The sequence below is a fragment of the Nostoc sp. JL34 genome (genome assembly GCF_017114945.1).
Lineage (GTDB): Bacteria > Cyanobacteriota > Cyanobacteriia > Cyanobacteriales > Nostocaceae > Nostoc.
The window spans coordinates 1-24,107 of sequence record NZ_JABXKQ010000041.1; the positions used below are offsets into that span (position 1 = coordinate 1).

Sequence of the window (24,107 nt, forward strand, 5' to 3'; positions counted from 1 at the left end):
TTGAATACCCCATTTTCAACCCTAAACTGTTTCAATGCACCTAATTTCTGTTGATTCTACTTGCTCGTCTAAAAGATATCAAATGGGTTCTATAGGAGTATGGGTAATTTAAAATTCAAAAATTATAGAGGTGCAGTTCAGTAGCTAAGAGTAACTTACGCTTAAAAACCTGGGACTTAGGCTGTGGAAGAATTGTATCTCGCGCAGCGCAAGATACAATTTTTCTTTTAAACTGAGTAATGATCCAGAACTAAAGGTTTCATTTATAGTTCTTTCCTGCTGCTTCCTGCCTTCTCTTTTAATCGTTAGTTATTTTTTCCTATTTTTGAATTTTGTTGTCAACATAAGTGTTTTTGAACTAACTATTTTTACTCGCTTTTAATCGGACACCTGTTATTAGAGACGGGGTATTTTTGGCTGCGATAATAATAACGAGTACAAATGCTACTTGATTTTTTGTTTAATAAAAGTCACAACCTGAGTTAGCTGTTTCTTCAAACCATCAATTTCTGCTTGCATTTTGACAATTTTCTCATTCAACGCATTAATTTCTGCGTCGGAAACTCCTCCAGTACTGGGGGATGCGATCGCATCAGTTACGGCACTAGGAGTTGCGATCGCAGCATTTGCGACGCTAGGGACTGCTACCGTACCATTGGTGACACCAGAAGTTGAAACTGTGCCATTTTTGACGGCAACTGCTGCTCCTACTGAGACTAATTCTGGGCGTGGCTGTTTCGCCTTGGTCATAGCCAACTTAATTGCGCTAATTAGTTGCTTTTGATCAAAAGGCTTGCCCAGAAATTCAAAATATTCAAAGGGTTCTGTGATTTTTTCGGTCACTTCTTCCTTGCGACCAGACATGATCACCAAAGGAATTTTCCTTAACTCCGGATCGGCTTGAACTTTCTGGAAAACCTCCCAGCCACTCATTTTAGGCAACAGGAAATCCAGCATAATCAGGCTGAGTTTTTCCTGAAGGATGAAATTTAGTCCTTCCAAACCGTCTTTTGCTTCCAGTACCTCAAAATTGCCCGGAGGCAACATTTCTCGTACTTTTACCCTGACAACTGTAGTGTCATCGATAACTAAAATCTTGTTGCTTGCCACGACTGTTTGCTCTAACGGAAACTTTAAGTGTAAATAGCGGCTTTGCCGATTGTCCTTGAGAATCCTCCCACTATATACAAAATTTCTAGCAATTGGGGGATAGTATATTTCGGTATAAATGACATTGTTAGAGGTGTTTTGCAAAACTTTTGTTTGCGCTCTTTTCAATTTGTGTCATGGTGATATTTAAGGCTTTAGCCTTGATCTAGGGTGTCAAGCATACGGAGAGGGGGAGATACGGAGACACGGAGAATTACTTCTTTACCTCCTCGCGTTTCCCCATCTTCCTATCTCCGTGTCTAGTTTGGCAGACCACTACATCTATATCCGCATCTTGCTTGGATGTCTATGATTTCGTCACAACAAGCCGAACTAAAGTCTGAAATTACGGCAATGCCTAGCTGGCTACGTCGCCCTATTGGCAAAGCCAGTGAAATCTCTACCGTACAACGCATTATTAAGCAGCGACAAATTCACACAATTTGCGAAGAAGGGCGCTGTCCCAACCGGGGAGAGTGCTATGCCCAAAAAACTGCAACTTTCTTACTAATGGGGCCAACTTGTACCCGCTCTTGTGCTTTTTGTCAAGTAGATAAAGGTCATGCACCGATGCCTCTTGATTTAGAGGAACCCCAAAAGGTAGCACAGGCGGTGCAGCTTTTGGGATTGCGTTATGTGGTGCTAACTTCTGTAGCCCGTGATGACTTGCCCGATCAGGGCGCAGGGCACTTTGTGAAGACGATCGCGACTATTCGCCAGTTGAACCCAGAGACTCAAATTGAAGTGCTGACCCCAGATTTTTGGGGTGGTGCTGGTGTAGGAGAAGAAGGTCAGCGCCAGCGGATAGCGATGATTGTAAAAGCCAAACCAGCTTGTTTCAATCACAATATTGAGACGGTGCAACGGTTAACTGGGCCAGTGCGCCGGGGAGCGAAGTACGATCGCTCGCTACTGGTGCTGGCGATGGTCAAAGAAATCGATTCCACAATTCCCACCAAATCAGGTTTGATGCTGGGACACGGAGAAACACTTGATGAAGTCGTTGAAGCAATGGCTGATTTAAGGGCTGTGGGGTGCGATCGCTTGACTATCGGGCAGTATATGCGTCCAACTCTTGAACATCTGCCAGTCCAAAAATATTGGACTCCAGAGGAATTCGAGGAACTCGGCATATTAGCATGGGAAATGGGATTTAATCATGTTCGTTCCGGGCCTCTGGTTCGCAGTTCCTATCACGCTAGAGAGGAAGGAGGAGGGAGTGGGGAGTAGGGAGCAGGGGAAGAAAGAACCAATTCCCAATTCCCAATTCCCAATTCCCAATTCCCAATTCCCAATTCCCAATTCCCAATGCCAAATTCCCAACTTCACACAAATATTCTTGAAGAATTTGAGTATTTGGTACGCCAGTTTGGTATTTCTTAAAAAGTCCTGACATTAGGAGAATCGCATTATGACTGCTAAAGCTAAGAATTCCGCAGTTGCCGACAGCGGAGCTAAACCTCCCTACGCCTATCGCACAGGCTGGGCACTGTTCTTGTTAGCTATCAATTTCCTGGTAGCAGCCTACTATTTCCACATCATTGAATAATTAGATGTGGAATGGTGCTGCTCAAATCGTTCCCTTGAATAAACCTTTGGGACGAATGAGCAGCACCAAAATCATAATCAACAGTGCGACACCTTGTTTATACTGTGAACCCAGCCAAGGAGTGCTGATTTCTTGGACGATGCCAATGATAAAAGCTGCTGCGATCGCACCGTAGGGGTTGCCAATGCCACCAAGAATTACTGAGGCAAATAAGGGTAAAATTAAAAACCATCCCATATTCGGGCGCACGGCTGTAATTAGCCCATACATACTGCCACCCAATGAAGTAAGAGTGCCCGCAATTAGCCAAGTCCAGAAAATTACTCGGTCAACATTGATACCTGAAACCCTGGCTAAATCCAGATCGTCAGCAACTGCTCGCATCGCCTTACCAATTTTGGTATTTTGCAGCAGGTAATGCAGCGCCAAAATTGCTAGCACCGCCAACCCCAATACCAATAACTGATTTTGCGGCACTTTTAAACCCAAAATATCTAAAGCTGGAGTAACAGGTAAATTATAATTTTGGTTCTTGCCACCCCAGATAAAAATAATCCCATTGCGAATAAATAAGGCAAGTCCAATAGAAATAATAATCAGCGTAGTGGAAGTAGCACGGATAGAGCGCATCTTTGACCACAGCAACTTTTCTGATAACAGCATGGCTGCTACTGTTCCCGCCGCCGCCAGAATCATCGACAGCCAAATATTGACTCCAATAGTGTTTATCAGCCAAGTCAGATAGGCTCCTAAAGTGAGAAAGTCACCATGAGCAAAGTTAGATAGCCGTAAAATTCCATAGGTAAGAGTCAGTCCGACTGCGGCTAAAGCAATAATGCTCCCCACCGCAATCCCATTAACGATTAGTTGGGCGAATTGTGTATCCATAAGTCTTAAGTTACTTTTAAAAATTTTAGGTCAGTTGTTCATACAATATTTTTTTGGTCTAGCTGCTAAACTCGACATCATAAGTTATGGTTTATAACAACATAAGTTATGGTTTATAAATAAAAAAGAATTGTCCGCTAATATACATAGAATCCTGTTCGGATTTTTATGCGAAGCTAAACTTGTTCAGCGGTCTAGTTGACCATGCAGCAGTATTCAAGCTTACCAGACCAGAACTCACAGATAGATGCAACGCCAAAACTTTTGACAACAATTGAGCAACTTCGCGCACAGCTGTGGCTGGAGAGCAGCTTGAACCAGTTGCAAAGTCGCCTTAATGATTGCCTAGTTTCTGCTTGTAACACTGCCCCCCAGGCAGGAGCCGCACAAGCGGAAATTTTCCAAACTGTGGTTAACGAAATCAACAGTGCTGTGAACAGCAGCAATCTGACGCTCACAGATTGCACCATCGGTATTGCTCTGTTTCAACCACAAGAAACTTTTGCCACAGTTTGCTATGTTTCTTGTTCTCCATCCCCAAACTCACAACCTTTATTTCTAGAAGTGCTGACAGCAGAAAAAAAGCTGCTGTTGAGATTGCAAGAGGTTATAGAACTCGAAGATTTGCAGCAGCTTGAGAATCAACAATCACCGAGCGCTTGGCGGTTAACTGATGATTCTAGCAACGTCATGGGCTGGCTAATTATTGCCGCAGTGCCCGTAAGTTCTGATCGTCATTCGCTGATAAAATCACAAGCTCAACTCAGATCACAATTGATGGCAAGGTCTGCCAAGCAGTGTACTACAGCATTGTTACAACTTAGACATATCCTATCTTGGCAGCAACAGTATCAACAGTTAAGTAACTCTAATCAAGAATTGGAGCGCACCAATCAACTAAAAAATCAGTTTCTGGCAAACACCAGCCACGAAATTCGCACACCGCTGAGTTCCATTATTGGGTTTACCCACCTGCTTTTAGCCCAAGGGTACGAACCAAGTAGAGAACGCCAGCAAGACTATTTAAATATCATTCAGTCTAGCGGCAAACACTTGTTAGCTCTGATTAATGATATTTTGGATCTCTCTAAAATTGAAGCAAATCAGTTGGAAGTGCAGTGGGAAAGAGTAGATGTGCCACTGCTGTGTAGCAACGTTTTGGCACTGGTAAAAGAGAAAGCCGCAAATAAGGGTTTGAAACTGTGCCTAGAACTTAAACCCGATATTACAACCCTAGTAGCTGATCCCTTACGACTCAAACAAATGCTGTTGAATTTACTCTTCAACGCTCTAAAGTTTACCAGTAAAGGAAGTGTTGGCTTAGAGGTTGCTCCCAAAGGTGTATTTGTACATTTTACAGTTTGGGATACTGGCACTGGCATTTCAAAAGAAGACCAAGTTCAACTGTTTCAACCCTATTTCCAAATTGCCAAGGCCGTAGCTGATGGTGTTGAAGGTACTGGTTTGGGTTTAGCTGTGACTCAGAAACTCGCCCAAATTCACGGTGGTTCTGTGAAAGTAGAATCTGAAGTAGATCGCGGCTCCCGTTTTACCCTCGTACTTCCCCTTAAGCAAGAGGTGGGAGTGGGAGCGAATGAGGGAGATGAGGGAGGAGAAGAAGCAAAATTTTCTTCATCTCCTTTGCCTTTCACCCCTAGTTCTTCTGTAGAGATTTTGCTGGTAGAAAATGACTTACCCAACGCTAATTTGATACAAATTTATCTACGTAAATTGGGATATCAGGTGACTTGGGTTAAGAATGCTAACGAGATGTGGGAAGCTCTAACACAGTTAGAACCAGTTGTGATTTTAATGGATATTTGTCTAGCAGATGCAAATGGTCTTAACTTGGTGCAACAACTGCGAGAACATCCGCAATATCGGACGATTCCGGTAATTGTTCAAACAGCAATGGCGATGAAAGGCGATCGCGAAACTTGCCTAGCAGCTGGAGTAAATGATTATATTTCTAAACCGATTGATTTACCACTTTTAGCCAGTCTGGTGGCCAAGTACAGTCAAGCACCAACCTCAGTTGATGGGGAGTAGGGAGATGAGGGAGCAGGGGAAGAAAAATTATCGAATACCCAATGCCCAATGCCCAATGCCCAATGCTCCATAACTAATGACTACAATAGAAATTGTTAGGTGCTATAGGGTTTTGGCAGGATTGGGAAATGATACTGACAGAAAAATTTGAGCAATTAAGAGCCTTATTTCAAGAAATGGAGCAGGCGTTGATTGCCTACTCTGGGGGCGTTGATAGCACTTTGGTTGCCAAAATTGCTTATGATGTGTTGGGCGAGCGCGCTTTGGCTGTAACTGCTGTTTCTCCTTCGCTGTTGCCAGAAGAGTTGGAAGACGCCAAAATTCAAGCTGCAACTATTGGGATTTCTCATAAAATCGTCCAGACTCACGAGATGGAAAATCCCAATTACACCTCTAACCCGGTTAACCGCTGTTATTTTTGCAAAAGTGAATTGCACGACACTCTCAAACCTTTAGCTTTAGAGTTGGGTTATCCCTATGTAGTCGATGGGGTAAATGCCGATGATTTGCATGATTATCGCCCAGGAATTCAGGCGGCGAAGGAAAGAGGGGCGCGATCGCCTTTAGCAGAAGTGGGTGTCACTAAAGTTGAAGTTCGCCAACTTTCGCAACAACTCGGTTTACCTTGGTGGGATAAACCTGCTCAACCTTGCCTCAGTTCGCGTTTTCCTTACGGTGAAGAGATTACTGTGACTAAGTTACAACGAGTCGGTAGAGGAGAAATTTATCTGCGAAAGTTAGGTTGGCAGAATTTGCGTGTGCGATCGGAAGGGGATACAGCACGGATTGAATTACCACCAGAACAAATTAAAGAGTTTGTGTTGAGTAATGATTTACAAACATTAGTTTCCGCATTTCAAGATTTTGGATTTGTCTACGTCACTTTAGATTTAGAAGGTTATCGTAGCGGTAAGTTGAATCAGGTCTTAAATCGGGAAGCCTTGAGCCTGAAATCATAGATTTTTAATTTATGAAGATAAAGTTTATATTTATTTACCTTCTAGAGAAACTAGAAAGCAACCGTTAATTCTCCAAATATTATCTGGCTGTTTTTCCATAAAATATAAAGCCCTCAAGGGAATACCATTCGGAGCAAGTAGCAGCACTGGTTGAGTTATGTTTCCCTGGATGGTTGTTATCTTCTCAAAAAAGACAGAACGAGGACGGTATACTGCTGGGTAGCTTGTTTTTACCATCTGCATAAAATTTTCTGGGTTTCCGAATTGCGCCTGAATTGCCGGACTAGCTAAGGCAAAAGCCCCTTGGGCATCATCTTTTTCAAAGGCTGCCAATTGGTGTTCAATTACAGAACGGATGTTGATGGAATCGGTATCAGGAACTTCCATAAATCTAAAAATTGCGTAGGCGCAGCCCGTCGTAGACATCGCCCCAAGTTTCGGCAAAGCGATCGCTCAATTCTCACGCTGAGTAAGCTTGTATTCTATCTGCTGTAGTGCCGTTCGCCACACATCATATCCCTCTTGGGACAGGTGCAATCCATCTGTAGTCAACTCTGGGCGCAAATTGCCTTCCATATCCGTAAACCAGCTATAAATATTTAGATAATTAGCACCTTCTTGTTTGGCAATCACGGTTAGTTGGATGTTGATGTGACGAATGCGGCTATTGGAAAGTTTTGGTAGGCGAGTAGGCAAAATTGATTGGACAATGATTTGAGCATGTGGGTGAGTCTGCCGTAAACGCCGGACAATTCGGCGATAATTACGCAAAATTGTTTCATCACTAGCGCCTTTGCGTAAGTCGTTAATTCCAGCCATGATGTAAATCACATCCGGCCGCGTTGCCGAAAATGCCCCCAATCTTTTTAAAACGCCACTGGAAGTATCTCCAGATATGCCTTGATTTAGCCACAATTTACCAGCAGGCAGTTTTTCTCTAGGAAACCACATGCTCAAAGAATCACCAACTAAAATACTTAGATGATTTGCACCTTGACCTTGAGCGATCGCTCTAGCTTCTAAAGTTAATAAACTTTTCCAGTCATCATAGGTTAGTTGACGTTTTTTGATCGACTCCCACAAAGATTGCAAATTATCACTATCTACGCGTGTATAAATCTGACCTGTTTTCAGAGCCGCCAATCTTTGGTAGTAAAGTTGATTGCCAGATGTCAGTGAGAGACCAGTTGCTTGGGCACTGGGGTTGAGTGATGACTCTGTTGGGGCTGGTAATCCCTGACTGCTGAATTCTGGTACGCTAGGGACGTTTTTCTCACCTACTGTTGGCTGCGAACTTTTTAGGGGTTGGAACGCTTGGCCGCTAAGTTCTGGTAAGGAGAGATCAACGCTCTTGATAATTTTTGTACTGACTATTGCCTGCGAACTCTGTTTTAAATCCCACAGGAATCTAGAACTTTCTGGCAGGACAATCGACAGATGTGGAAGAGCCGATGCTGGTATTGCTAATCCTGTTAACAAGCCTGCTGCCAACAGATAAGGGTCCCTCATCGCTTTGTCTCTCCTCTACTCACTGCTTTTCCCTATGACAGCATTAGTTGCCTGTATTCAGGAAAATTTTACTTCGGTTAAGCTATTATTCTTATTTACACTGTATAGTTCTGTAAAGCGTGTTCACGAGATTATATTTGACAATTTACGATCTCTTTAAAGTACGGTTTTGGCGGTGGTATGCAAGTCTTAGTTTATGAGAGTACTTCTACCGAAGGCAGTGTTTTCATCAACTGACCACTTTCCATAACTCAGTTGTCACAAATATTATAAGTGTTTGCAAACTCGGCGATTAGTGAGTGATTTTTGAGGATCTCAGGAAAGAGGTTTTTGCCTTTGATGTTGTTAATATAGGAAATAACCATTTGATTTTAGATTTCCAGATTTCAGTAAATTGTGGCGATCGCATGAGAGTTTGTTAGACCGAGAGGCGATGTCTGACGACAAGCCGTTTCTCTACGAGACGCTCCTTGAACATATCTACATTTTTCGTTTTGTCATGTGAAATTGAGCAGTGCAAATGCATCAGTTATCAAAGATGAATAGGCAAAAGTTTAACTGTTGAGAATATTGATATCATACGATGGTGTGTCGTCAATGAGCAAGTATTCGCTTTGCCGTACTGAGAATTTTAAAATTCACTATACGTAATTTAAAATTAATGTTTACTCATTGAAGTATGAGTTGAAACACATTTAAATTAAGTTTTACCTCTAGAGAATAACCTCATTGAAAGTGCTAAGATTTAGGCTTAATCATTAGTGTTTTCCTTTTCTTCTGTGGCTAGAGCTAGTACAGCGATTGGTGTAAGTCCGATTATTAAGGAGATTGTGCAAAAACAGGCACATTCGACACGTTTAACCCTGAAAGAAGTTATTCTCATGGGAATGTTAGCTATTGACAAACTAGATGATCAAGGTCGTCAAGAGCTAGCAGATCAAGTTCATCAAATGCAGGTGAATGGAGAAATTTAATTGAGTAGCTATGAGTTACGAGTCATGAGTTATCAATTTTAACTTCTCACTCCTGACTCTTTACTTAATTTGGTTATTGCCTAAATCGATAACGACTTCCCATTACATAACTTTCATTAATTTCAAAAGATATCCATCGGCGTTGCAGAGTTTCAGCAACAAAGCCGGTTGTATTAGAACCTGCAAATGGATCTAATACTATATCACCTTCATCACTTAAGAATTTGATGAAGAACTCAGCGAACCCTTGCGGAAAACGTGCTGGATGGGGTCTAATTTCTGCTGTTTTGCAGCGTCGTAAATAAGCGCTATTCGATTCAGTATTAGCAATTTCTAGTAAATTTGGCGGAATTGCACCCTGGTTATCTTTTTGAAATTTATCAGAAATATCATGTCCGCTAGGACGTATTTTTGCCTTATAACCATTTTTGAGTAATTGTTTCATACTTTGGCTATAGGGCTTTAAAACTTTTCTGTTATCTGCTTTAGGATTGGGTGTTTTAGACAACCACCAAACTGTATTGACAGAATCTTTCACACGAATTCGCCTGATTGTCACCCACTCAGCAGGGCTTGGCAGTCGAGCCGGATTATAGTGGTAGAATTCTTGAGCAAGAAAGAAACCCACTTCTTTACATAATCTAACTAAAAGTTCGTATTGGTAGATACTCCGCACGGGATTACCAGGTAGGTAAGCGCCGCCTAAATCTAATACGAATGAGCCATTATCTGCTAGTACTCTTTTAAATTCGGATGCAAAAGGTAGAAACCACTCAATATATTTGTCAGCAGTTTCGTTACCGTATTCTTTTTTGCGGGTGAGTGCGAATGGAGGTGATGTGATAATTAAATTAATACTATTATCATCAATGAATTTAATAAGTTTAAGGCTATCACCTAAATATGCGGCTCCGTTCTGCTGGGTATAAAAAGGATTAAAAATTATTTCTTTTGGTGGCGTTATTGGTTCTTGTTGCAAAATTTCTAAAATTAACTTGTTTATGGTATTGTTGAAGGATTTAATTTTAACAGTTATTTTCTTAACGCAAAGGAACACAGAGTAAAGCGCAAAGTAACGCAGAGGAGTATATCAGCTTCAGACTTTTAATTAGCCTGATAATTAGATTGTGCTAAATATTTTCTACACTGAAATTAATTTTTTCATAATACAGGCAATTTCACCATAACCAGGATTTCCAGTTAGCCCTTGTAAATTATTATGCTCTATATCTTCAAGTGATCCAAGCTTACTTGTCAATTTACCAGTAGGTAGTTGTCTAGCAATGTGAGTTGGTACTTTATTGGAATTAGCATATATGGCTATTCTTTGCAATCCCTCTTGTAAAACATCACCTTGACAAACTTCATAACCAAGTGTTTCAAATGCCTGTTGAAAAGCCTCTATAGTTTCTTCTCTGGGAACACTCAATGGCCAATAAAATTGATCTGGCCACCACCATGTTTCATCATCCTCTGCTGCCCTTACAGGTTTTCCCATACCAATAATTTGCTGGTATGCAGGGTGCATCGACATTTGGTTAGTAGATGATATCCCAAAAGTTTCTTCACGCCATTGCTTAACAAGCGCTGTAAACGTAGCTTCTATTTCTGAGATTTGCAATTCTTCCATATTGCTGCTTATCACTAAGTTAATTTTAGGCGATCGCAGTCTACCTTTTGTGTTTAGACAAAAAGCTCAAAAATTCTTCTACTACTGCCCTTGGTTGGTTGTAGCACTTCTCCGCAGGGTAGTGTTCAACGCAAAGAATTCCTGATTTTTTAAACCAAGCATCCTTTTCTTTATCCTTCTCATACCTGTCTGGGTGAAAAGAAATCTCTAATATTCCGAATGTTCCGTCTAAACACACTAAAAAATCTACTTCGCGGTGATCTTCATAAATATTACCTGTTTCATGTCTGACAGCTAGAGGTAGTGGAAAGAATAAAACACCTTTCATTTCTAACTCTTGTGCAATTCTAATTTCAGACTGCGACGCAAATTTCATCTCATTGTAAATGATCGGCTCTCTACCTTTTCGAGCAAAAGCTTTCTCTGTAATAAGTCCTTGATTTAACTCTTTTGATTTTGCTATTAGAAATTTAATAGTCTTCTGCCAATTCTCTTCTACTTCTAATAACTTAACTCTATAGTGGATGGGAAAACTAGCCATATTAACCCAAATATGACCATGAGCAATGGTCACAAAATTATGTCTGAGAGTTTCCAGTGTTTTTTCTTCTTTTGTGACTAGTGAGTAAAGATGAAGTGGTAGATAGACTAAAAGTCCTGAAGTGGAAAGTTTATTTTGATATTCATCCCATTCAGTGTCAAATTCTAATTCAGCATCAACAATAATTGCTGCATAATCGTTCCAGTAATCATTAATTAAAGCTTGAACCCAAGTTCGATGTAATTTTTCTAACAATTCTGAATCTTGCATCTAAAAATACTTCAAAACATACAAATTAATACATACTATATCCCTAACTTCATCCAGCTACAAAATTGATTTCACAAAAAATCCCCCACCTTGCGGCAGGGGATTTTGATTACTTATCTAAAAAACTAGCAGCCGAATTAACCGAACTTACCAGCAGTAGAAGCAATCAAGAACGCGGCGTAAGTTACGATGTAGCCAACTGTGAAGTGAGCTAGACCAACTACACGAGCTTGAACAATGGACAGAGCAACGGGCTTGTCTTTCCAGCGAACTAGGTTAGCTAGAGGAGTGCGTTCGTGTGCCCAAACAAGGGTTTCAATCAACTCTTGCCAGTAACCTCTCCAGGAGATTAAGAACATGAAGCCAGTAGCCCAAACTAGGTGTCCGAATAAGAACATCCAAGCCCAAACAGACAGGTTATTCACGCCGTAGGGGTTGTAGCCGTTAATCAACTGAGCGGAGTTAGCCCAGAGGTAATCGCGGAACCAGCCCATGAGATATGTAGAGTTCTCATTGAACTGAGCTACGTTGCCTTGCCAAATACCTAGATGTTTCCAATGCCAGTAGAACGTAACCCAACCAAGGGTGTTCAGCATCCAGAATGTAGCTAGGTAAAAGGAATCCCATGCTGAGATGTCGCAAGTACCGCCACGACCGGGGCCGTCACAAGGGAAGGCATAACCGAAGTCCTTTTTATCGGGCATCAGCTTAGAACCACGGGCATCCAAAGCACCTTTGACCAAGATCAAGGTGGTGGTGTGCAGACCTAAAGCGATCGCATGGTGTACCAAGAAGTCGCCAGGGCCAATTGTCAAGAACAGGGAGTTAGTACCAGCATTGATGGCATCTAACCAGCCTGGTAGCCAAACGTTAGCGTAGTTGGGCCATGCTGTGTAAGCAATACTATCTGGGTTAGATAGCAATGTATCTAAACCGTAGAGTACTTTACCGTTCGCAGCTTGGACGAATTGAGCAAATACTGGCTCAATCAAGATTTGCTTTTCAGGAGTACCGAAAGCAACTACTACGTCATTGTGTACGTACAAACCAAGGGTGTGGAAACCCAAGAAAAGGGATACCCAGCTAAGGTGGGAAATAATCGCTTCTTTGTGCTTCAGCACGCGGTCAAGTACGTTGCCTTTATTTTGTTCTGGGTCGTAGTCACGTACCCAGAATATTGCTCCGTGGGCAAAAGCACCAAGCATCAGGAATCCAGCAATATACTGGTGATGCGTGTACAACGCTGCCTGAGTTGTGTAGTCCTTCGCAATAAATGCGTAGGAAGGCATGGAGTACATGTGCTGCGCTACCAGGGAAGTAACAACACCTAGCGCTGCTAAGTGCCATCCCAATTGGAAGTGCAGGGAGTTGTTGTAGGTGTCGTAGATACCTTGGTGAGGTAGGTTGAACGGGCCTTCAACAGGAATACCAAAGAAATTCTTAGCATTTAATGCTTCTTTGAGACTGTGACCAATCCCAAAGTTTGTCCGGTACATGTGACCAGCAACAATGAATAAAACTGCGATCGCTAGGTGGTGATGAGCTATGTCAGTCAGCCACAAAGCTTCTGTCTGGGGATGGAAACCACCCAAGAAACTCAGAATTGCAGTTCCTGCACCTTGCGATGTCCCGAAGATATGTCCAGGAGTGTCAGGGTTTTGAGAGTAAACACCCCAGTTGCCTGTAAAGAATGGTGTCAAACCGGCTGGGTGGGGTGGGGTATTCAGGAAGTTATCCCAACCTACGTGCTGACCGCGAGCTTCGGGGACAGCAACGTGAATTAAGTGACCAGCCCAAGCCAATGAACTAACACCAAACAAACCTGCTAAGTGGTGGTTTAGGCGATGTTCAGCGCTCTTAAACCATGCCAAGCTAGGACGATACTTGGGTTGCAAGTGCAGCCAACCAGCAAACAGTAATACAGCAGCGAATAACAGCAAGAACACTGAACCGTTGTACAGTTCGCCGTTATTCCGCATACCGATGGTGTACCACCAATGGTAGAGACCAGAGTAGGTAATGTTTACCGGATTGCTAGCGCCCGCTTGGGTAAAAGCTTCGATCGCTGGTTTACCAAAGTGGGGGTCCCAAATCGCGTGGGCGATGGGACGGATGTGAAGGGGATCTTTAATCCACTGTTCAAAGTTACCTTGCCAGGCTACGTGGAACAGGAGGCTGGATGCCCACAGGAAGATGATTGCCAAGTGACCGAAGTGAGTTGCGAAAATCTTTTGGTAAAGATTTTCTTCCGTCATGCCATCATGGGTTTCAAAGTCGTTGCCTGTAGCGATCGCATACCATATCCGACGAGTCGTCGGGTCCTGTGCGAGATCCTGGCTAAATTTCGGAAATTTTGTCGCCATAGGTTTAATAAATCCTCTGACCTTTAGCCATCAAATACCAGCGTTTAGAGTCCTGAGTTTTGAGTCCTGAGTACCAAGTTTTGAGTATTTTCTCAGCACTCAGCACTCAGCACTCAGCACTCCACAACTGATTGCTACCCTACTGAAAGGATGTGTGCATGGAAGAATGCCCAAGTTGTGGCAATTCCTCCCAAGAGGTAGTGAGCTACCCCTACAGCCCGACCCTGAATAATGCTCAGAGCGCGAGGCTGAATTGCTGGTGCTACCTTCAGTTTGTTATGCGCCCAAACAATGGACTCAATCAGTTCTTGCCAGTAGCCGCGACCACTGAACAGGAACATCAAGCTGAATGCCCAGACAAAGTGAGCGCCTAAGAAGAGTAGACCATAGGCAGATAGCGCGCTGCCATAGGAATTGATGACTTGTGTAGCTTGTGCCCACAAGAAGTCTCGTAACCAACCGTTAATGGTAATGGCGCTTTGGGCGAAGTTACCACCAGTGATGTGAGTTACAGTCCCATCTGCATCTACGGTTCCCCAGACATCTGATTGCATCTTCCAGCTGAAGTGGAAAATTACAATAGACAGGGAGTTGTACATCCAGAAAAGTCCGAGGAATACGTGATCCCAACCAGAGACTTGACAGGTACCGCCACGACCGGGACCGTCGCAAGGGAAGCGGAAGCCCAAGTTTGCCTTGTCTGGAATCAGACGAGAGCTACGGGCGTACAGCACACCTTTGAGCAGAATTAGGACGGTGACGTGAATGGTGAAAGCGTGAATGTGGTGAATTAGGAAGTCCGCTGTGCCCAAAACAATGGGTGCAGCTGCCACTTTACCGCCAACAGCCAATACACCGCCGCCAAAAACATAGCTAACTGGTTCTAGGGCATTAGGTGCAGTTGTACCAGGAGCCAAGGCATGGATATTTTGTATCCACTGGGCAAATACTGGCTGCAATTGAATCCCTGTATCAGAGAACAAGTCTTGAGGACGACCCAATGCACGCATTGTGTCGTTGTGGATGTAAAGTCCAAAGCTATGGAAGCCGAGGAAAATACACACCCAGTTCAGGTGAGAAATAATCGCGTCACGGTGACGAATTACCCGATCCAGCAAGTTGTTTTGATTCACAACTGGATCGTAATCCCGCACCATGAAGATCGCAGCGTGAGCCGCTCCACCAACAATCAAGAATCCACCGATCCAAATATGGTGAGTGAATATGCACAACTGTGTAGCGTAATCAGTTGCCAAATATGGATAAGGGGGCATCGCGTACATGTGATGCGCGATGATGATGGTCAGCGAACCCAAGAAGGCTAGGTTAGTAGCCAACTGAGCGTGCCAAGATGTGGTCAGGTTTTCGTAGAGACCTTTGTGACCTTCACCGGTGAAAGGGCCTTTGTGGTTTTCTAGGATCTCTTTAATGCTGTGACCAATACCCCAGTTGGTACGGTATTGATGACCAGCAACGATAAAGAGAACTGCGATCGCTAAGTGGTGATGGGAAATATCAGTCAACCACAAGCCACCTGTTACCGGGTTCAGACCGCCCTTGAAGGTGAGGAAGTCAGCGTACTGACCCCAATTCAAGGTGAAGAAAGGTGCTAAACCAGCGGCAAAGCTGGGATACAACTCGGTCAACAAGTCTTTGTTCAAGATGAACTCGTGGGGCAAGGGGATGTCTTTGAGAGCAACACCTGCATCCAAAAGCTTGTTGGTCGGTGCGGACACGTGGATTAAGTGACCTGCCCATCCCAAGGAACCACAACCTAGCAATACTTGCAAGTGGTGATTCAGCATCGACTCCACATTCTGGAACCATTCCAGTTTGGGAGCGCGTTTGTGGTAGTGGAACCAGCCGGCAAATAGGAATAAGCCTGCTAATACCAAGCCACCGATCGCAGTTACGTAAAGCTGGAAGGAGTTTGTAATCCCCCAGCCACGCCACACTTGGAACAAACCGGAGGTGATTTGAATACCGTGGAAACCACCGCCAACATCACCGTTTAAAATGTCTTGTCCAACAATGGGCCAAACGACTTGAGCGCTAGGCTTAACGTTCAACGGATCGCTTAACCAAGCTTCGTAGTTGGAAAACTTTGCGCCGTGGAAAATCATCCCGCTCAACCAAACCATCACTACGGCTAAGTGGCCGAAGTGGGCTGAGAATATCTTGCGGGAGATGTCTTCTAAATCGCTTGTATGTGTATCAAAATCATGGGCGAGTGCGTGCAGGTTCCAAATCCATGTGGTGGTTTTGGGACCTCTGGCTAAGGATCTGTCAAAATGTCCAGGTTGCGCCCATCTCTCGAATGAGGTTGGAACTGGGTCATTATCGACGATTACTCTTGCCTTTTTTTCCTCTCGCTCCGGAGGACTTATTGTCATTCGACCTCCTCTCTTGATAAGGAATGAGGAATCATGAATACCACAAAATGAACCATTACCACATACTCCAGAATTTTACTGAAGCCGCGATGAAGACCCTATGTGGAGAGTTGTTTCTCGTTGAATTATAGAGTCTTCACTTGTACATTGTTAGAGATATTTTAACAATAATTCAAACTTGCTCGAATATTGCTGAAATTCCTGCCTTATCAGGCTTTTAACTTCAAACTTTTTGTCCAAAAGTCAATACTTTATCTATTTAATTTACAAACAATAACAATTCGTAAAATTTATGGTTTGGCTGTATGTAGCCGATATTCTAGTTTTTGCTGCTGTTACCCGTAAATATTTGTGTCATCTTTCAATTTTTGCAATTCAAAAGCTGTAAAGAATATGACTTATTTTAAAATTTCCTGAGATACACAGAAAAACTTATGGGGCGTGAGGCAGATTTCACCTTTTGGGCTATAGTTCCCTATGGACAGTTTGAGCGAAAATAATCTGTCAATTGTCGAAGACTTTCACTGGGTGCAACGCATGAACTCGTGGCAGAAAAGGGTGTTAGAGAAATTCCTCCCTCAGAGGTTCCCGATTCTCAGGTGGATAATGACATTGGTGCTGGTATTAAGCTTGATTAGTTGTGGTGAGAAAGCTGACAGCCAAGAAGTATCTACTGGCTATGGAGAAAAACTCCCACAGATTTCTCAAATTTCCAAGCAATTTTCGGAAATTTCCCCACCATCTGTTATGCAAGAACTGCGGACAATTTTGGAAGTTTATCAGCCACAAGTGACAATTGTTACTCCACAGCCTGATGAAGTTTTCCAAGATGACAAAGTTACAGCCAGTTTTCAGGTTAAGGATCTACCAATATTTAAAGACCCAGAATTACAACTGGGGCCACATCTACACGTAATTTTGGATAACCAACCTTATATACCTGTTTACGACCTGAATCAGCCTTTAGTTTTGCCAGATTTATCCCCAGGTACTCATACCCTGCGCGTCTTTGCCTCTCGTCCTTGGCATGAAAGCTTTAAGAATGAAGGCGCTTATACTCAGACAACATTTCACGTCTTCACCAAAACTGACGACAACAACCCAGATCCCAAATTACCGCTACTAACTTACAGCCGTCCTCAAAGCAGCTACGGAGCAGAACCAATCTTACTGGACTTTTACCTAACTAACGCGCCTCTGCACCTGGTTGGGAAGGAAAACCCTAACAACGAATTCAGTGATTGGCGCATCCGCTCCACAATTAATGGTGAAAGCTTTATTTTTGATCGCTGGCAGGCAGTTTATCTGAAAGGCTTCCGTCCAGGAAAAAACTGGGTAAAACTGGAATTTCTCGATAACCAGGGAAATGCTGTCAAAAATGCCTTTAATACCACAGTTAGATTGATTGACTACCAGCCAAAGGGTAAAGACACTCTATCAAGAATCGTGAGAGGAGAACTCACAGCAGCGGAGGTGCGCGGGATTGTAGACCCGAATTATAAACTTGCACCTAAACCTACACTCACGCCATCCGTTGAAAAAACACCCCAAATACAACCGAAGGTAGAAAAACAGCCTATTCCTGAAACTGAAGTTCCAGAAAAATCCCAAATACGACCAGAACAACCAAAATTAGAAGTTCCAACGGCTGTACCATCTCCCACTTTGTCTCCGACACCATCAGAAAGAATTACGCCAGCACCAGAACTACAGCCAGAGGTAACACCAACTCCTGAATCTACACCGTTACCGTTACCTGAAAAAGTTGCGCCTCAGCCAACAAAACCTAGATTTGGCGGATTTTTTAACCGTGGGGCTGGTAAAGTTCCCACCCCAGAAGCACCTGTTGCACCATCTCCTAGTTTGCCACCCACGCTGCCAGAGATTATTGAGCCTCCAGCACCAGAAAGAATTACACCAACGCCAGAACCACAGCCAGAGGTAACACCAACCCCTGAATCTACGCCATTACCCGAAAAAGTTGTACCTCAGCCAACAAAATCTAGATTTGGCGGATTTTTCAACCGTCTAACAGGCAAGACACCTACTCCACAAGTAACAATGGCACCATCTCCTAGTTTGCCACCCACACTGCCAGAGATTATTGAGTCTCCAGCCCCAAAAATAATTACGCCACCAGCAGAACCACAGCCAGAGGTAACGCCAACTCCTGAATCAACGCCGTTATCTAAAACAAGCATTCCGATCCAGGAAAACCAGAATTAACCAAAAATACTCAACTGTAACTCTTGCGCTAAAACTTCAACTAATGCGATCGCACCTACAGGATTTCCGATATTATCCAAGGCGGGACTGTAACAAGCGATCGCTCCCTCACTTGGTACTATTGCTACAAGCCCACCACCAATCCCTGATTTCATCGGTAAACCAACTCTGACTGCAAACTGGGCAGAAGCTTCATAAAGTCCACAAGTTGACATTACTGTGTTGACAATTCGGCGATTTTGTGCTGAGGAACAGCCATTTTCACAAGCTAGGAGTTTTCCCAACAAGGCTAAATCTTCAACTCGCCCCGATACACAGCATATTTGCTCGTAGGTGTCAAGGGCTGTTTCCAGATTTTTGAGATGACCGGCTTCGGCGAGATAATTAGCGATCGCTTCATTGGCTGTTGAACGGGTTAATCGCACTGAAGCCAGCATTTCCTCATTTAAACTTAGTTGACAACCTGCTAATTGGTTGAGCCATTGACAAAATGAAAGAGTGCGATCGCTAGCATCCGTTCCTGGTAATTTATCAGCGAGGGTAATGGCCCCACTATTAATCATGGGGTTGCGGGGATGGCCGCGATCGCTAACTAATTGTTCTAAAGAATTGAAGGGTGCATCGGATGGTTCCACTCCAACCCATCCAAAAACCGTTTCTGCCCCAAAATGCTCTAGCAGATAAAGTAGAGAGAATGTCTTAATCACGCTCATTAGCGGGAAAACACAAGTTGTATCCCCAAAACTGATAGTTTTCCCCGATTCGCAGCAGATGTGAACTGCAAACCAACCAGGATTGGCTAAAGCTAATTGCGGAATGCGATCGATAACTTTTCCGCGTTCAGCTTTAGTTTTCGCTTGTTGCACCCAAGCTGACAACTCTGTAGTAGTTAGTCTGTCAAGTCTTTTCAAAAGTGATATCCGCTAAAACCATTTCTAGTTTATAAACTCGCTGTAATATTTTCTATCGTTACTGATGGTGGATTGATAAGAGTTAACAGTATATCGACAACTTCACTAAAAGAAGCTGCACTCTTTAAATTTGCTGATTCTACATAACCAAATCCATAGGAGGCGTGAATAAAATCAACTCCTGCTTTCATAGCTGCTAATCTATCACTTTCTGTATCTCCAATATAAATTGCCTTTTTCAAGCTATTACGCTGACAGATTGCAATGATATTTTCAGCTTTGGGTTTTTGAGTTCTGCCAAAACACTCTGAGTCTACAAATATATCCCTAAAAGTCTTGTTTGTATTACTACTGCTTAAAGGCATAGAAAGAAATACCTGTAAGTACCAATACTCACAATTGCTAACTAAAAACAAGGGAAACTGACTGGACAAAGTATCTAATTCTGAAACACCCTCATATAAAGTTCCACCTCTAGTTTTTATCTCTTGCTTTTCACAGTCTTCTATTAAAATAGAAAATTTATCAATATTTTCCTCTGCTATGTCTGGAAAAATGTTTTTTATACACTCTATAAAAGGAAGACCACTTACCCCATTAATATCATCCTCAGTGATAGGAGTTCTCGGAATATTAGCAATCTTAATTGCTTGATTCCAAGCATCTGCACATATACTAGATATATTCCAAAGAGTTCCGTCTAGATCAAATATTACCCCAAGCATATATAACTCCTAAAATAAACTAAGCAATTTCAATTCTTATGCTATTAGTAATCTGTCAATAAATAATTGATAGATAAATTACTGTAGAGACGGCTATTTATCGCGTCTCTCTAACCCTCAAAATGAATTTGACGGACTACTAGCCTATGTCAAAGTCAGATTTAAAAACATATTTTTTGACCAATTATGATAAATATATTTAACAACGCTATCTTCTCTGTTTGAGCCAATTTCTAATGTTGCATAACTTTTGAGTTCGGCATCTGCGTTAGCAACTGCAATGGCATGATTAGCAATTTTGAACATTTTGATGTCATTAATTTGATCACCAAAAACTACAATCTCACTTTCCTGTAATCCATAATTTTCTACCAGAGTCTGAATAGCTTGGCCTTTTGTCGCTTTGCGGTCATGAATTGTTAACCAATACCATCCCGGAGAGTATTGGTTTTCCATCAAGTGTGTCTCTACGTTAGTTTCATGTCTTTCAATAATCGCCCCTTGAAGTTCGAGTAATTCCTGTGCGTGACCAATCACTGTTAGACAAACAACTTGATCGCTAAAAGAATGTGTCAAATCTTCAATTGATCGCAACCTTCGGTCTTTGCTGGTTAGGCGATCGTTAATATGCCAACGCATACCATCGTTGATTATATCTTTATAGTAAGCACAATCTTCTGTGCCATTAAAACTAGATATAAACGGAACACAACCAAACTCCAGGATAAGTTTGTAGATACTTTCAACTATAGAAGGACAAATAGAGTTGATGATTTCATGTCTACCAGAATCTAAATCAGAAATAAAAGCACCATTAAATTCGATAATTGGGAGACGAAGATTCAAATCTTTCAGAATGGCCTGCATAGAAACAACGCTACGCGCACTAGCTACAGTAAACTGGAGTCCTTGATGCAAGAGTTCATCAAGGATTTTTTTGCTGAACGAAGAAAGAATTGCATTATCTCCAAGCAATGTACCGTCTAAATCGGAAACATAGAGAGTGTTCATAAACTTTAGCTGACACTCATTGAGAGGATAATTATACTTTAAATTACGATAAATCTATAGATTTACTGTAATATAAAATTATCGAGTTTGACTATTTGCAGACTTTAGTTTAAGTAATCTAAGGCTTTGTCTACCTTTTATTGTGTATAAAGGCAGTAAAATATGCATAAAAACTGATCTGAATTTTTAAAGTTAAAGTGATGAGCTAACTTTATCAAAGAATACTTTATGATTCCCCGTGTTAGAGCGCCAGAATTACCACAAAATTACTTTTGGCTCAATACTGATAAACCCTTGTCTCTTAAAGAACTCAAGGGTAGAGTTGTAATTTTAGACTTTTGGACATACTGTTGCATCAATTGTCTGCATATTCTGCCAAACCTAAAATATTTAGAACAAAAATATAAAGATAGTCTGACTATTATCGGTGTCCACTCTGCCAAATTTAAAAATGAAAAAGAAACAGAAAATATCCGCCAAGCTATTCTGCGCTACGACATTGAACATTCAGTTGTAGTTGACAAAGGTTTTCGGATTTGGGAAGAGTATGCTGTACGTGCTTGGCCCACGTTAATAATTATTGATCCAGAAGGTTACGTGATTGGCCAGATTTCTGGTGAAGGAAACCGTGACACTTTAGACGAGTTGATTCAAAAGCTAATTCAGCAACACCAAGAGAAAGACACAATTAATTTCCAAGAAATCAGCTTGACTTTAGAAAAACAGCGCCAACCATTACTTACACCTCTAGCTTTTCCTGGTAAAGTTCTAGCTACTCCAATGGGTTTATTTATTGCTGACTCTGGACATCATCGCTTGGTTGTGAGTAGCTTTGATGGGGAAATTTTGCATTTGATTGGTACTGGAAAATCTGGTTTAACCGACGGTAGTTTTAGCGAAGCACAATTTTTTGCACCAGAGGGAATGGCATTTGATGCCGAAAATCAAATTCTTTATGTTGCTGATACAGAAAATCATTCTCTGCGGCGAGTTGATTTAAAGCGTCAAAGAGTCGAAACTATTGCGGGAACTGGCGAACAAAGCCGCAATATCCATCCTCATGGAGGCGCTGGTTTAGAAACCGCACTGAATTCCCCTTGGGATTTAGTGAAAGTGGGAAATATCCTGTTTATTGCAATGGCTGGGCCGCATCAAATTTGGCAAATGGATTTAGAAACTGGCATCATCAAAACTTATGCTGGTACTGGTGCAGAAGCGTGTATTGATGGTTCACTTACTGAATCTGCCTTTGCCCAACCTAGTGGTATTACTCATAATGGGCAAGAATTATATATTGCTGACAGTGAAGTTAGTTCAATTCGTGGTGTTGGAATTGTCGAACCGTATCAAGTAAGAACTGTTTGCGGTAGTGGTGGTTTATTTGGTTTTGGTGATGTAGATGGACAAGGTGAAGATGTCCGTTTGCAGCACTGTTTAGGAGTAGAATACGCTCAGAATTTTTTGTGGGTGGCAGATACCTACAACCATAAAATTAAATTAGTTAGCCCTAGTGGGAATTGTCAAACAGTTTTGGGAGATAGTTCTGCGGGTTTACAAGATGGTCAAGGTAAGAACACTCGTTTTTTTGAACCTTCAGGATTGAGTGCTACAGATTCATATCTATATATTGCTGATACCAATAATCATGTTATTCGTTGCGTAGATTTGAATACCTTTGAAGTGACAACACTAGAGTTTATTGGCTTATGTGCGCCAGATATTTGTATTCCAACTAATTTATAGAATCATAGTCTCACGCAAAGGCGCAAAAAAAATCCGCGTCTCTGCTTGAGATTTTCAAGAATAATTTTGTAGAGCGATCGCTATATGCAATTAGTAATTTTTGATATTGATGGTACACTGACCAATACCAACAAAATTGATGAAAATTGTTTTGTACGTACTTTTGCATTGGAATTTGGCATTTTTGGTATAAATACAAATTGGGCTGAATACGCATACACAACGGATTCTGGAATTACCCAACAAATTTTTCAAGAAAAATTACAACGTCTTCCTGCAAATGAAGAATTAATCAGACTTAAAGCAGGTTTCATTAGTCTACTTCAGGAAGCGTTTATTAATAACCAAGATTTATTCAGCGAAATTCCTGGTTCGGCAAATATATTAGCTAAATTACAGCTAGACCCTGATTGGTGTGTTGCGATCGCAACTGGTGGTTGGCGTGAATCTGCTAAACTAAAACTTCAAAAAGCTAACTTACAAATAGAAGGCATTCCCTTGGCTTCAGCTAATGATGCACTTTCGCGAGAAGATATTGTGAGGACAGCTATTATCAAAGCGGAGAATGTTTATCAAGTTGAAAAATTTCAGAAAGTTGTTTTTGTTGGTGATGGTGTTTGGGATGTAAAAGCAGCCTATAAGTTGAGTATTGCTTTTATGGGAATAGGTAATAATAAATTAATAAATATAGGCGCTACAAAAGTTATTCAAGACTTTACAAATTTAGACGACTTCATGACAATATTGCAAGATGCAGAAATTCCTAGATTTTCTATGAACACCATTCTCCACATTACCAAACGCCAACAATGGGAACAAGCAAAAAATCTCGGTACATATCGCGCTGATTCGTTAGACAGTGAAGGTTTTATGCATTGTTCAAAATCAACGCAAATACTCAAGGTTGCCAAGAGATTTTTTGATAATCAAAAAGAATTGGTACTACTTTGTATTGATTCTGAAAAAGTCCAAGCTGAAATTAGCTATGAACCTGCTGAAATAGGCGAATTATTTCCTCATATTTATGGTGAATTAAATATTGATGCTGTCTATCAGGTGATTGATTTTGAAGCTGGGGAAGATGGTTTATTTGAGTTGCCGCAAGAAGTTATAGATTTAGAATTATGAACCGCAGAGGCGCGGAGGACACAGAGGAGAAGAGATGGAAAAAATTTAAGCGATCGCTTTTGGGGTGTTTGCTAAATCCAATTTGGGAA

20 protein-coding genes and 1 pseudogene are annotated in these 24,107 nt (G+C 41.9%); 9 read left to right on the forward strand and 12 right to left on the reverse strand.

All coding sequences use genetic code 11. From position 1 onward, the window contains the following. Nucleotides 1–444 precede the first annotated feature (444 nt). Nucleotides 445–1,110, reverse strand: a complete 666-nt coding sequence (locus HWQ44_RS07145; protein ID WP_292716810.1) for a response regulator — start codon at nucleotides 1,108–1,110, stop codon at nucleotides 445–447. Nucleotides 1,111–1,458: 348 nt separating this feature from the next. Here HWQ44_RS07145 and lipA point away from each other — a divergent pair, with 348 nt between their 5' ends. Both lipA and HWQ44_RS07155 read left to right on the forward strand, forming a co-directional pair. Next, nucleotides 1,459–2,379 (forward strand): lipoyl synthase, encoded by a 921-nt coding sequence (gene lipA / locus HWQ44_RS07150; protein WP_292716812.1) that lies wholly within the window; start codon nucleotides 1,459–1,461, stop codon nucleotides 2,377–2,379. Nucleotides 2,380–2,560: 181 nt separating this feature from the next. Next, entirely contained in the window at nucleotides 2,561–2,698 is a 138-nt protein-coding gene (locus tag HWQ44_RS07155) for a photosystem I protein PsaX (protein WP_181931953.1), read from the forward strand. A 21-nt stretch (nucleotides 2,699–2,719) separates the two neighbouring features. On the opposite strand, the gene HWQ44_RS07160 is transcribed toward HWQ44_RS07155, so the two are convergent. Next, complete coding sequence (locus tag HWQ44_RS07160; RefSeq protein ID WP_292716819.1) at nucleotides 2,720–3,586, reverse strand: branched-chain amino acid ABC transporter permease; 867 nt, start codon at nucleotides 3,584–3,586, stop codon at nucleotides 2,720–2,722. A 204-nt stretch (nucleotides 3,587–3,790) separates the two neighbouring features. Between HWQ44_RS07160 and hrmK the strand changes: the two genes are divergently transcribed. Beyond that, the gene (gene hrmK, locus HWQ44_RS07165; protein WP_292716822.1) at nucleotides 3,791–5,635 is read left to right on the forward strand and encodes a hybrid histidine kinase/response regulator HrmK; all 1,845 of its coding nucleotides are present in this window, start codon (nucleotides 3,791–3,793) and stop codon (nucleotides 5,633–5,635) included. Between the two features lie 128 nt (nucleotides 5,636–5,763). Next, nucleotides 5,764–6,594: an ATP-dependent sacrificial sulfur transferase LarE gene (gene larE, locus HWQ44_RS07170; RefSeq protein WP_292716824.1), complete on the forward strand. Its 831-nt coding sequence runs from the start codon at nucleotides 5,764–5,766 to the stop codon at nucleotides 6,592–6,594. A gap of 30 nt (nucleotides 6,595–6,624) precedes the next feature. Here the strand turns inward: larE and HWQ44_RS07175 are convergent, their stop codons facing one another. Next, nucleotides 6,625–6,981 (reverse strand): DUF4864 domain-containing protein, encoded by a 357-nt coding sequence (locus tag HWQ44_RS07175; protein ID WP_292716944.1) that lies wholly within the window; start codon nucleotides 6,979–6,981, stop codon nucleotides 6,625–6,627. Nucleotides 6,982–7,047: 66 nt separating this feature from the next. Further along, the gene (locus HWQ44_RS07180) at nucleotides 7,048–8,103 is read right to left on the reverse strand and encodes an SGNH/GDSL hydrolase family protein (RefSeq protein ID WP_292716827.1); all 1,056 of its coding nucleotides are present in this window, start codon (nucleotides 8,101–8,103) and stop codon (nucleotides 7,048–7,050) included. Between the two features lie 761 nt (nucleotides 8,104–8,864). Here HWQ44_RS07180 and HWQ44_RS07185 point away from each other — a divergent pair. Then, nucleotides 8,865–9,077 (forward strand): hypothetical protein, encoded by a 213-nt coding sequence (locus tag HWQ44_RS07185; RefSeq protein WP_190728355.1) that lies wholly within the window; start codon nucleotides 8,865–8,867, stop codon nucleotides 9,075–9,077. A gap of 73 nt (nucleotides 9,078–9,150) precedes the next feature. Here the strand turns inward: HWQ44_RS07185 and HWQ44_RS07190 are convergent, their stop codons facing one another. The 5 genes from HWQ44_RS07190 to psaA form a co-directional block, all read right to left on the reverse strand. Beyond that, complete coding sequence (locus HWQ44_RS07190; protein ID WP_292716832.1) at nucleotides 9,151–10,056, reverse strand: site-specific DNA-methyltransferase; 906 nt, start codon at nucleotides 10,054–10,056, stop codon at nucleotides 9,151–9,153. Nucleotides 10,057–10,218: 162 nt separating this feature from the next. Beyond that, nucleotides 10,219–10,707, reverse strand: a complete 489-nt coding sequence (locus tag HWQ44_RS07195) for a hypothetical protein (RefSeq protein ID WP_292716835.1) — start codon at nucleotides 10,705–10,707, stop codon at nucleotides 10,219–10,221. Nucleotides 10,708–10,747: 40 nt separating this feature from the next. Further along, nucleotides 10,748–11,518 carry a hypothetical protein gene (locus HWQ44_RS07200; protein ID WP_292716837.1) on the reverse strand — a complete coding sequence of 257 codons (771 nt, stop codon included), beginning with the start codon at nucleotides 11,516–11,518 and terminating at the stop codon, nucleotides 10,748–10,750. A 137-nt stretch (nucleotides 11,519–11,655) separates the two neighbouring features. Then, complete coding sequence (psaB, locus tag HWQ44_RS07205) at nucleotides 11,656–13,881, reverse strand: photosystem I core protein PsaB (protein WP_292716838.1); 2,226 nt, start codon at nucleotides 13,879–13,881, stop codon at nucleotides 11,656–11,658. A 134-nt stretch (nucleotides 13,882–14,015) separates the two neighbouring features. Continuing rightward, the gene (psaA, locus tag HWQ44_RS07210) at nucleotides 14,016–16,274 is read right to left on the reverse strand and encodes a photosystem I core protein PsaA (protein WP_292716840.1); all 2,259 of its coding nucleotides are present in this window, start codon (nucleotides 16,272–16,274) and stop codon (nucleotides 14,016–14,018) included. A 537-nt stretch (nucleotides 16,275–16,811) separates the two neighbouring features. Between psaA and HWQ44_RS07215 the strand changes: the two genes are divergently transcribed. Then, nucleotides 16,812–18,500, forward strand: coding sequence for a hypothetical protein (locus tag HWQ44_RS07215; protein WP_292716946.1), 1,689 nt, complete (start codon nucleotides 16,812–16,814; stop codon nucleotides 18,498–18,500). Here the strand turns inward: HWQ44_RS07215 and glsA are convergent. The 3 genes from glsA to HWQ44_RS07230 form a co-directional block, all read right to left on the reverse strand. Beyond that, complete coding sequence (gene glsA, locus HWQ44_RS07220) at nucleotides 18,497–19,411, reverse strand: glutaminase A (RefSeq protein WP_292716842.1); 915 nt, start codon at nucleotides 19,409–19,411, stop codon at nucleotides 18,497–18,499. The genes HWQ44_RS07215 and glsA overlap by 4 nt on opposite strands. Nucleotides 19,412–19,440: 29 nt before the next feature. Then, nucleotides 19,441–20,136 carry an HAD family hydrolase gene (locus HWQ44_RS07225; protein WP_292716844.1) on the reverse strand — a complete coding sequence of 232 codons (696 nt, stop codon included), beginning with the start codon at nucleotides 20,134–20,136 and terminating at the stop codon, nucleotides 19,441–19,443. Nucleotides 20,137–20,280: 144 nt separating this feature from the next. Further along, entirely contained in the window at nucleotides 20,281–21,147 is an 867-nt protein-coding gene (locus HWQ44_RS07230; RefSeq protein ID WP_292716846.1) for a Cof-type HAD-IIB family hydrolase, read from the reverse strand. A gap of 228 nt (nucleotides 21,148–21,375) precedes the next feature. On the opposite strand from HWQ44_RS07230, the gene HWQ44_RS07235 reads away from it, so the two are divergent. The 3 genes and pseudogenes from HWQ44_RS07235 to HWQ44_RS07245 all read left to right on the forward strand — a co-directional run bounded on the left by HWQ44_RS07235 (nucleotide 21,376) and on the right by HWQ44_RS07245 (nucleotide 24,018). Continuing rightward, nucleotides 21,376–22,890, forward strand: coding sequence for a thioredoxin-like domain-containing protein (locus tag HWQ44_RS07235; RefSeq protein WP_292716848.1), 1,515 nt, complete (start codon nucleotides 21,376–21,378; stop codon nucleotides 22,888–22,890). An 84-nt stretch (nucleotides 22,891–22,974) separates the two neighbouring features. Further along, nucleotides 22,975–23,541, forward strand: a pseudogene (locus HWQ44_RS07240) (HAD family hydrolase); the annotation flags it as partial. 123 nt (nucleotides 23,542–23,664) lie between these two features. Next, nucleotides 23,665–24,018 carry a DUF952 domain-containing protein gene (locus HWQ44_RS07245; protein ID WP_292716949.1) on the forward strand — a complete coding sequence of 118 codons (354 nt, stop codon included), beginning with the start codon at nucleotides 23,665–23,667 and terminating at the stop codon, nucleotides 24,016–24,018. Nucleotides 24,019–24,107: the final 89 nt, after the last annotated feature.

Excerpts from the sequence above, each read along its gene's own strand:
- lipA (WP_292716812.1), top strand. The coding sequence starts at position 1,459 with ATGATTTCGTCACAACAAGCCGAACTAAAGTCTGAAATTACGGCAATG.
- HWQ44_RS07155 (WP_181931953.1), top strand. The coding sequence starts at position 2,561 with ATGACTGCTAAAGCTAAGAATTCCGCAGTTGCCGACAGCGGAGCTAAA.
- HWQ44_RS07160 (WP_292716819.1), bottom strand. The coding sequence starts at position 3,586 with ATGGATACACAATTCGCCCAACTAATCGTTAATGGGATTGCGGTGGGG.
- hrmK (WP_292716822.1), top strand. The coding sequence starts at position 3,791 with ATGCAGCAGTATTCAAGCTTACCAGACCAGAACTCACAGATAGATGCA.
- larE (WP_292716824.1), top strand. The coding sequence starts at position 5,764 with ATGATACTGACAGAAAAATTTGAGCAATTAAGAGCCTTATTTCAAGAA.
- HWQ44_RS07175 (WP_292716944.1), bottom strand. The coding sequence starts at position 6,981 with ATGGAAGTTCCTGATACCGATTCCATCAACATCCGTTCTGTAATTGAA.
- HWQ44_RS07180 (WP_292716827.1), bottom strand. The coding sequence starts at position 8,103 with ATGAGGGACCCTTATCTGTTGGCAGCAGGCTTGTTAACAGGATTAGCA.
- HWQ44_RS07195 (WP_292716835.1), bottom strand. The coding sequence starts at position 10,707 with ATGGAAGAATTGCAAATCTCAGAAATAGAAGCTACGTTTACAGCGCTT.
- HWQ44_RS07200 (WP_292716837.1), bottom strand. The coding sequence starts at position 11,518 with ATGCAAGATTCAGAATTGTTAGAAAAATTACATCGAACTTGGGTTCAA.
- psaB (WP_292716838.1), bottom strand. The coding sequence starts at position 13,881 with ATGGCGACAAAATTTCCGAAATTTAGCCAGGATCTCGCACAGGACCCG.
- psaA (WP_292716840.1), bottom strand. The coding sequence starts at position 16,274 with ATGACAATAAGTCCTCCGGAGCGAGAGGAAAAAAAGGCAAGAGTAATC.
- HWQ44_RS07215 (WP_292716946.1), top strand. The coding sequence starts at position 16,812 with ATGAACTCGTGGCAGAAAAGGGTGTTAGAGAAATTCCTCCCTCAGAGG.
- HWQ44_RS07225 (WP_292716844.1), bottom strand. The coding sequence starts at position 20,136 with ATGCTTGGGGTAATATTTGATCTAGACGGAACTCTTTGGAATATATCT.
- HWQ44_RS07230 (WP_292716846.1), bottom strand. The coding sequence starts at position 21,147 with ATGAACACTCTCTATGTTTCCGATTTAGACGGTACATTGCTTGGAGAT.
- HWQ44_RS07235 (WP_292716848.1), top strand. The coding sequence starts at position 21,376 with ATGATTCCCCGTGTTAGAGCGCCAGAATTACCACAAAATTACTTTTGG.
- HWQ44_RS07245 (WP_292716949.1), top strand. The coding sequence starts at position 23,665 with ATGAACACCATTCTCCACATTACCAAACGCCAACAATGGGAACAAGCA.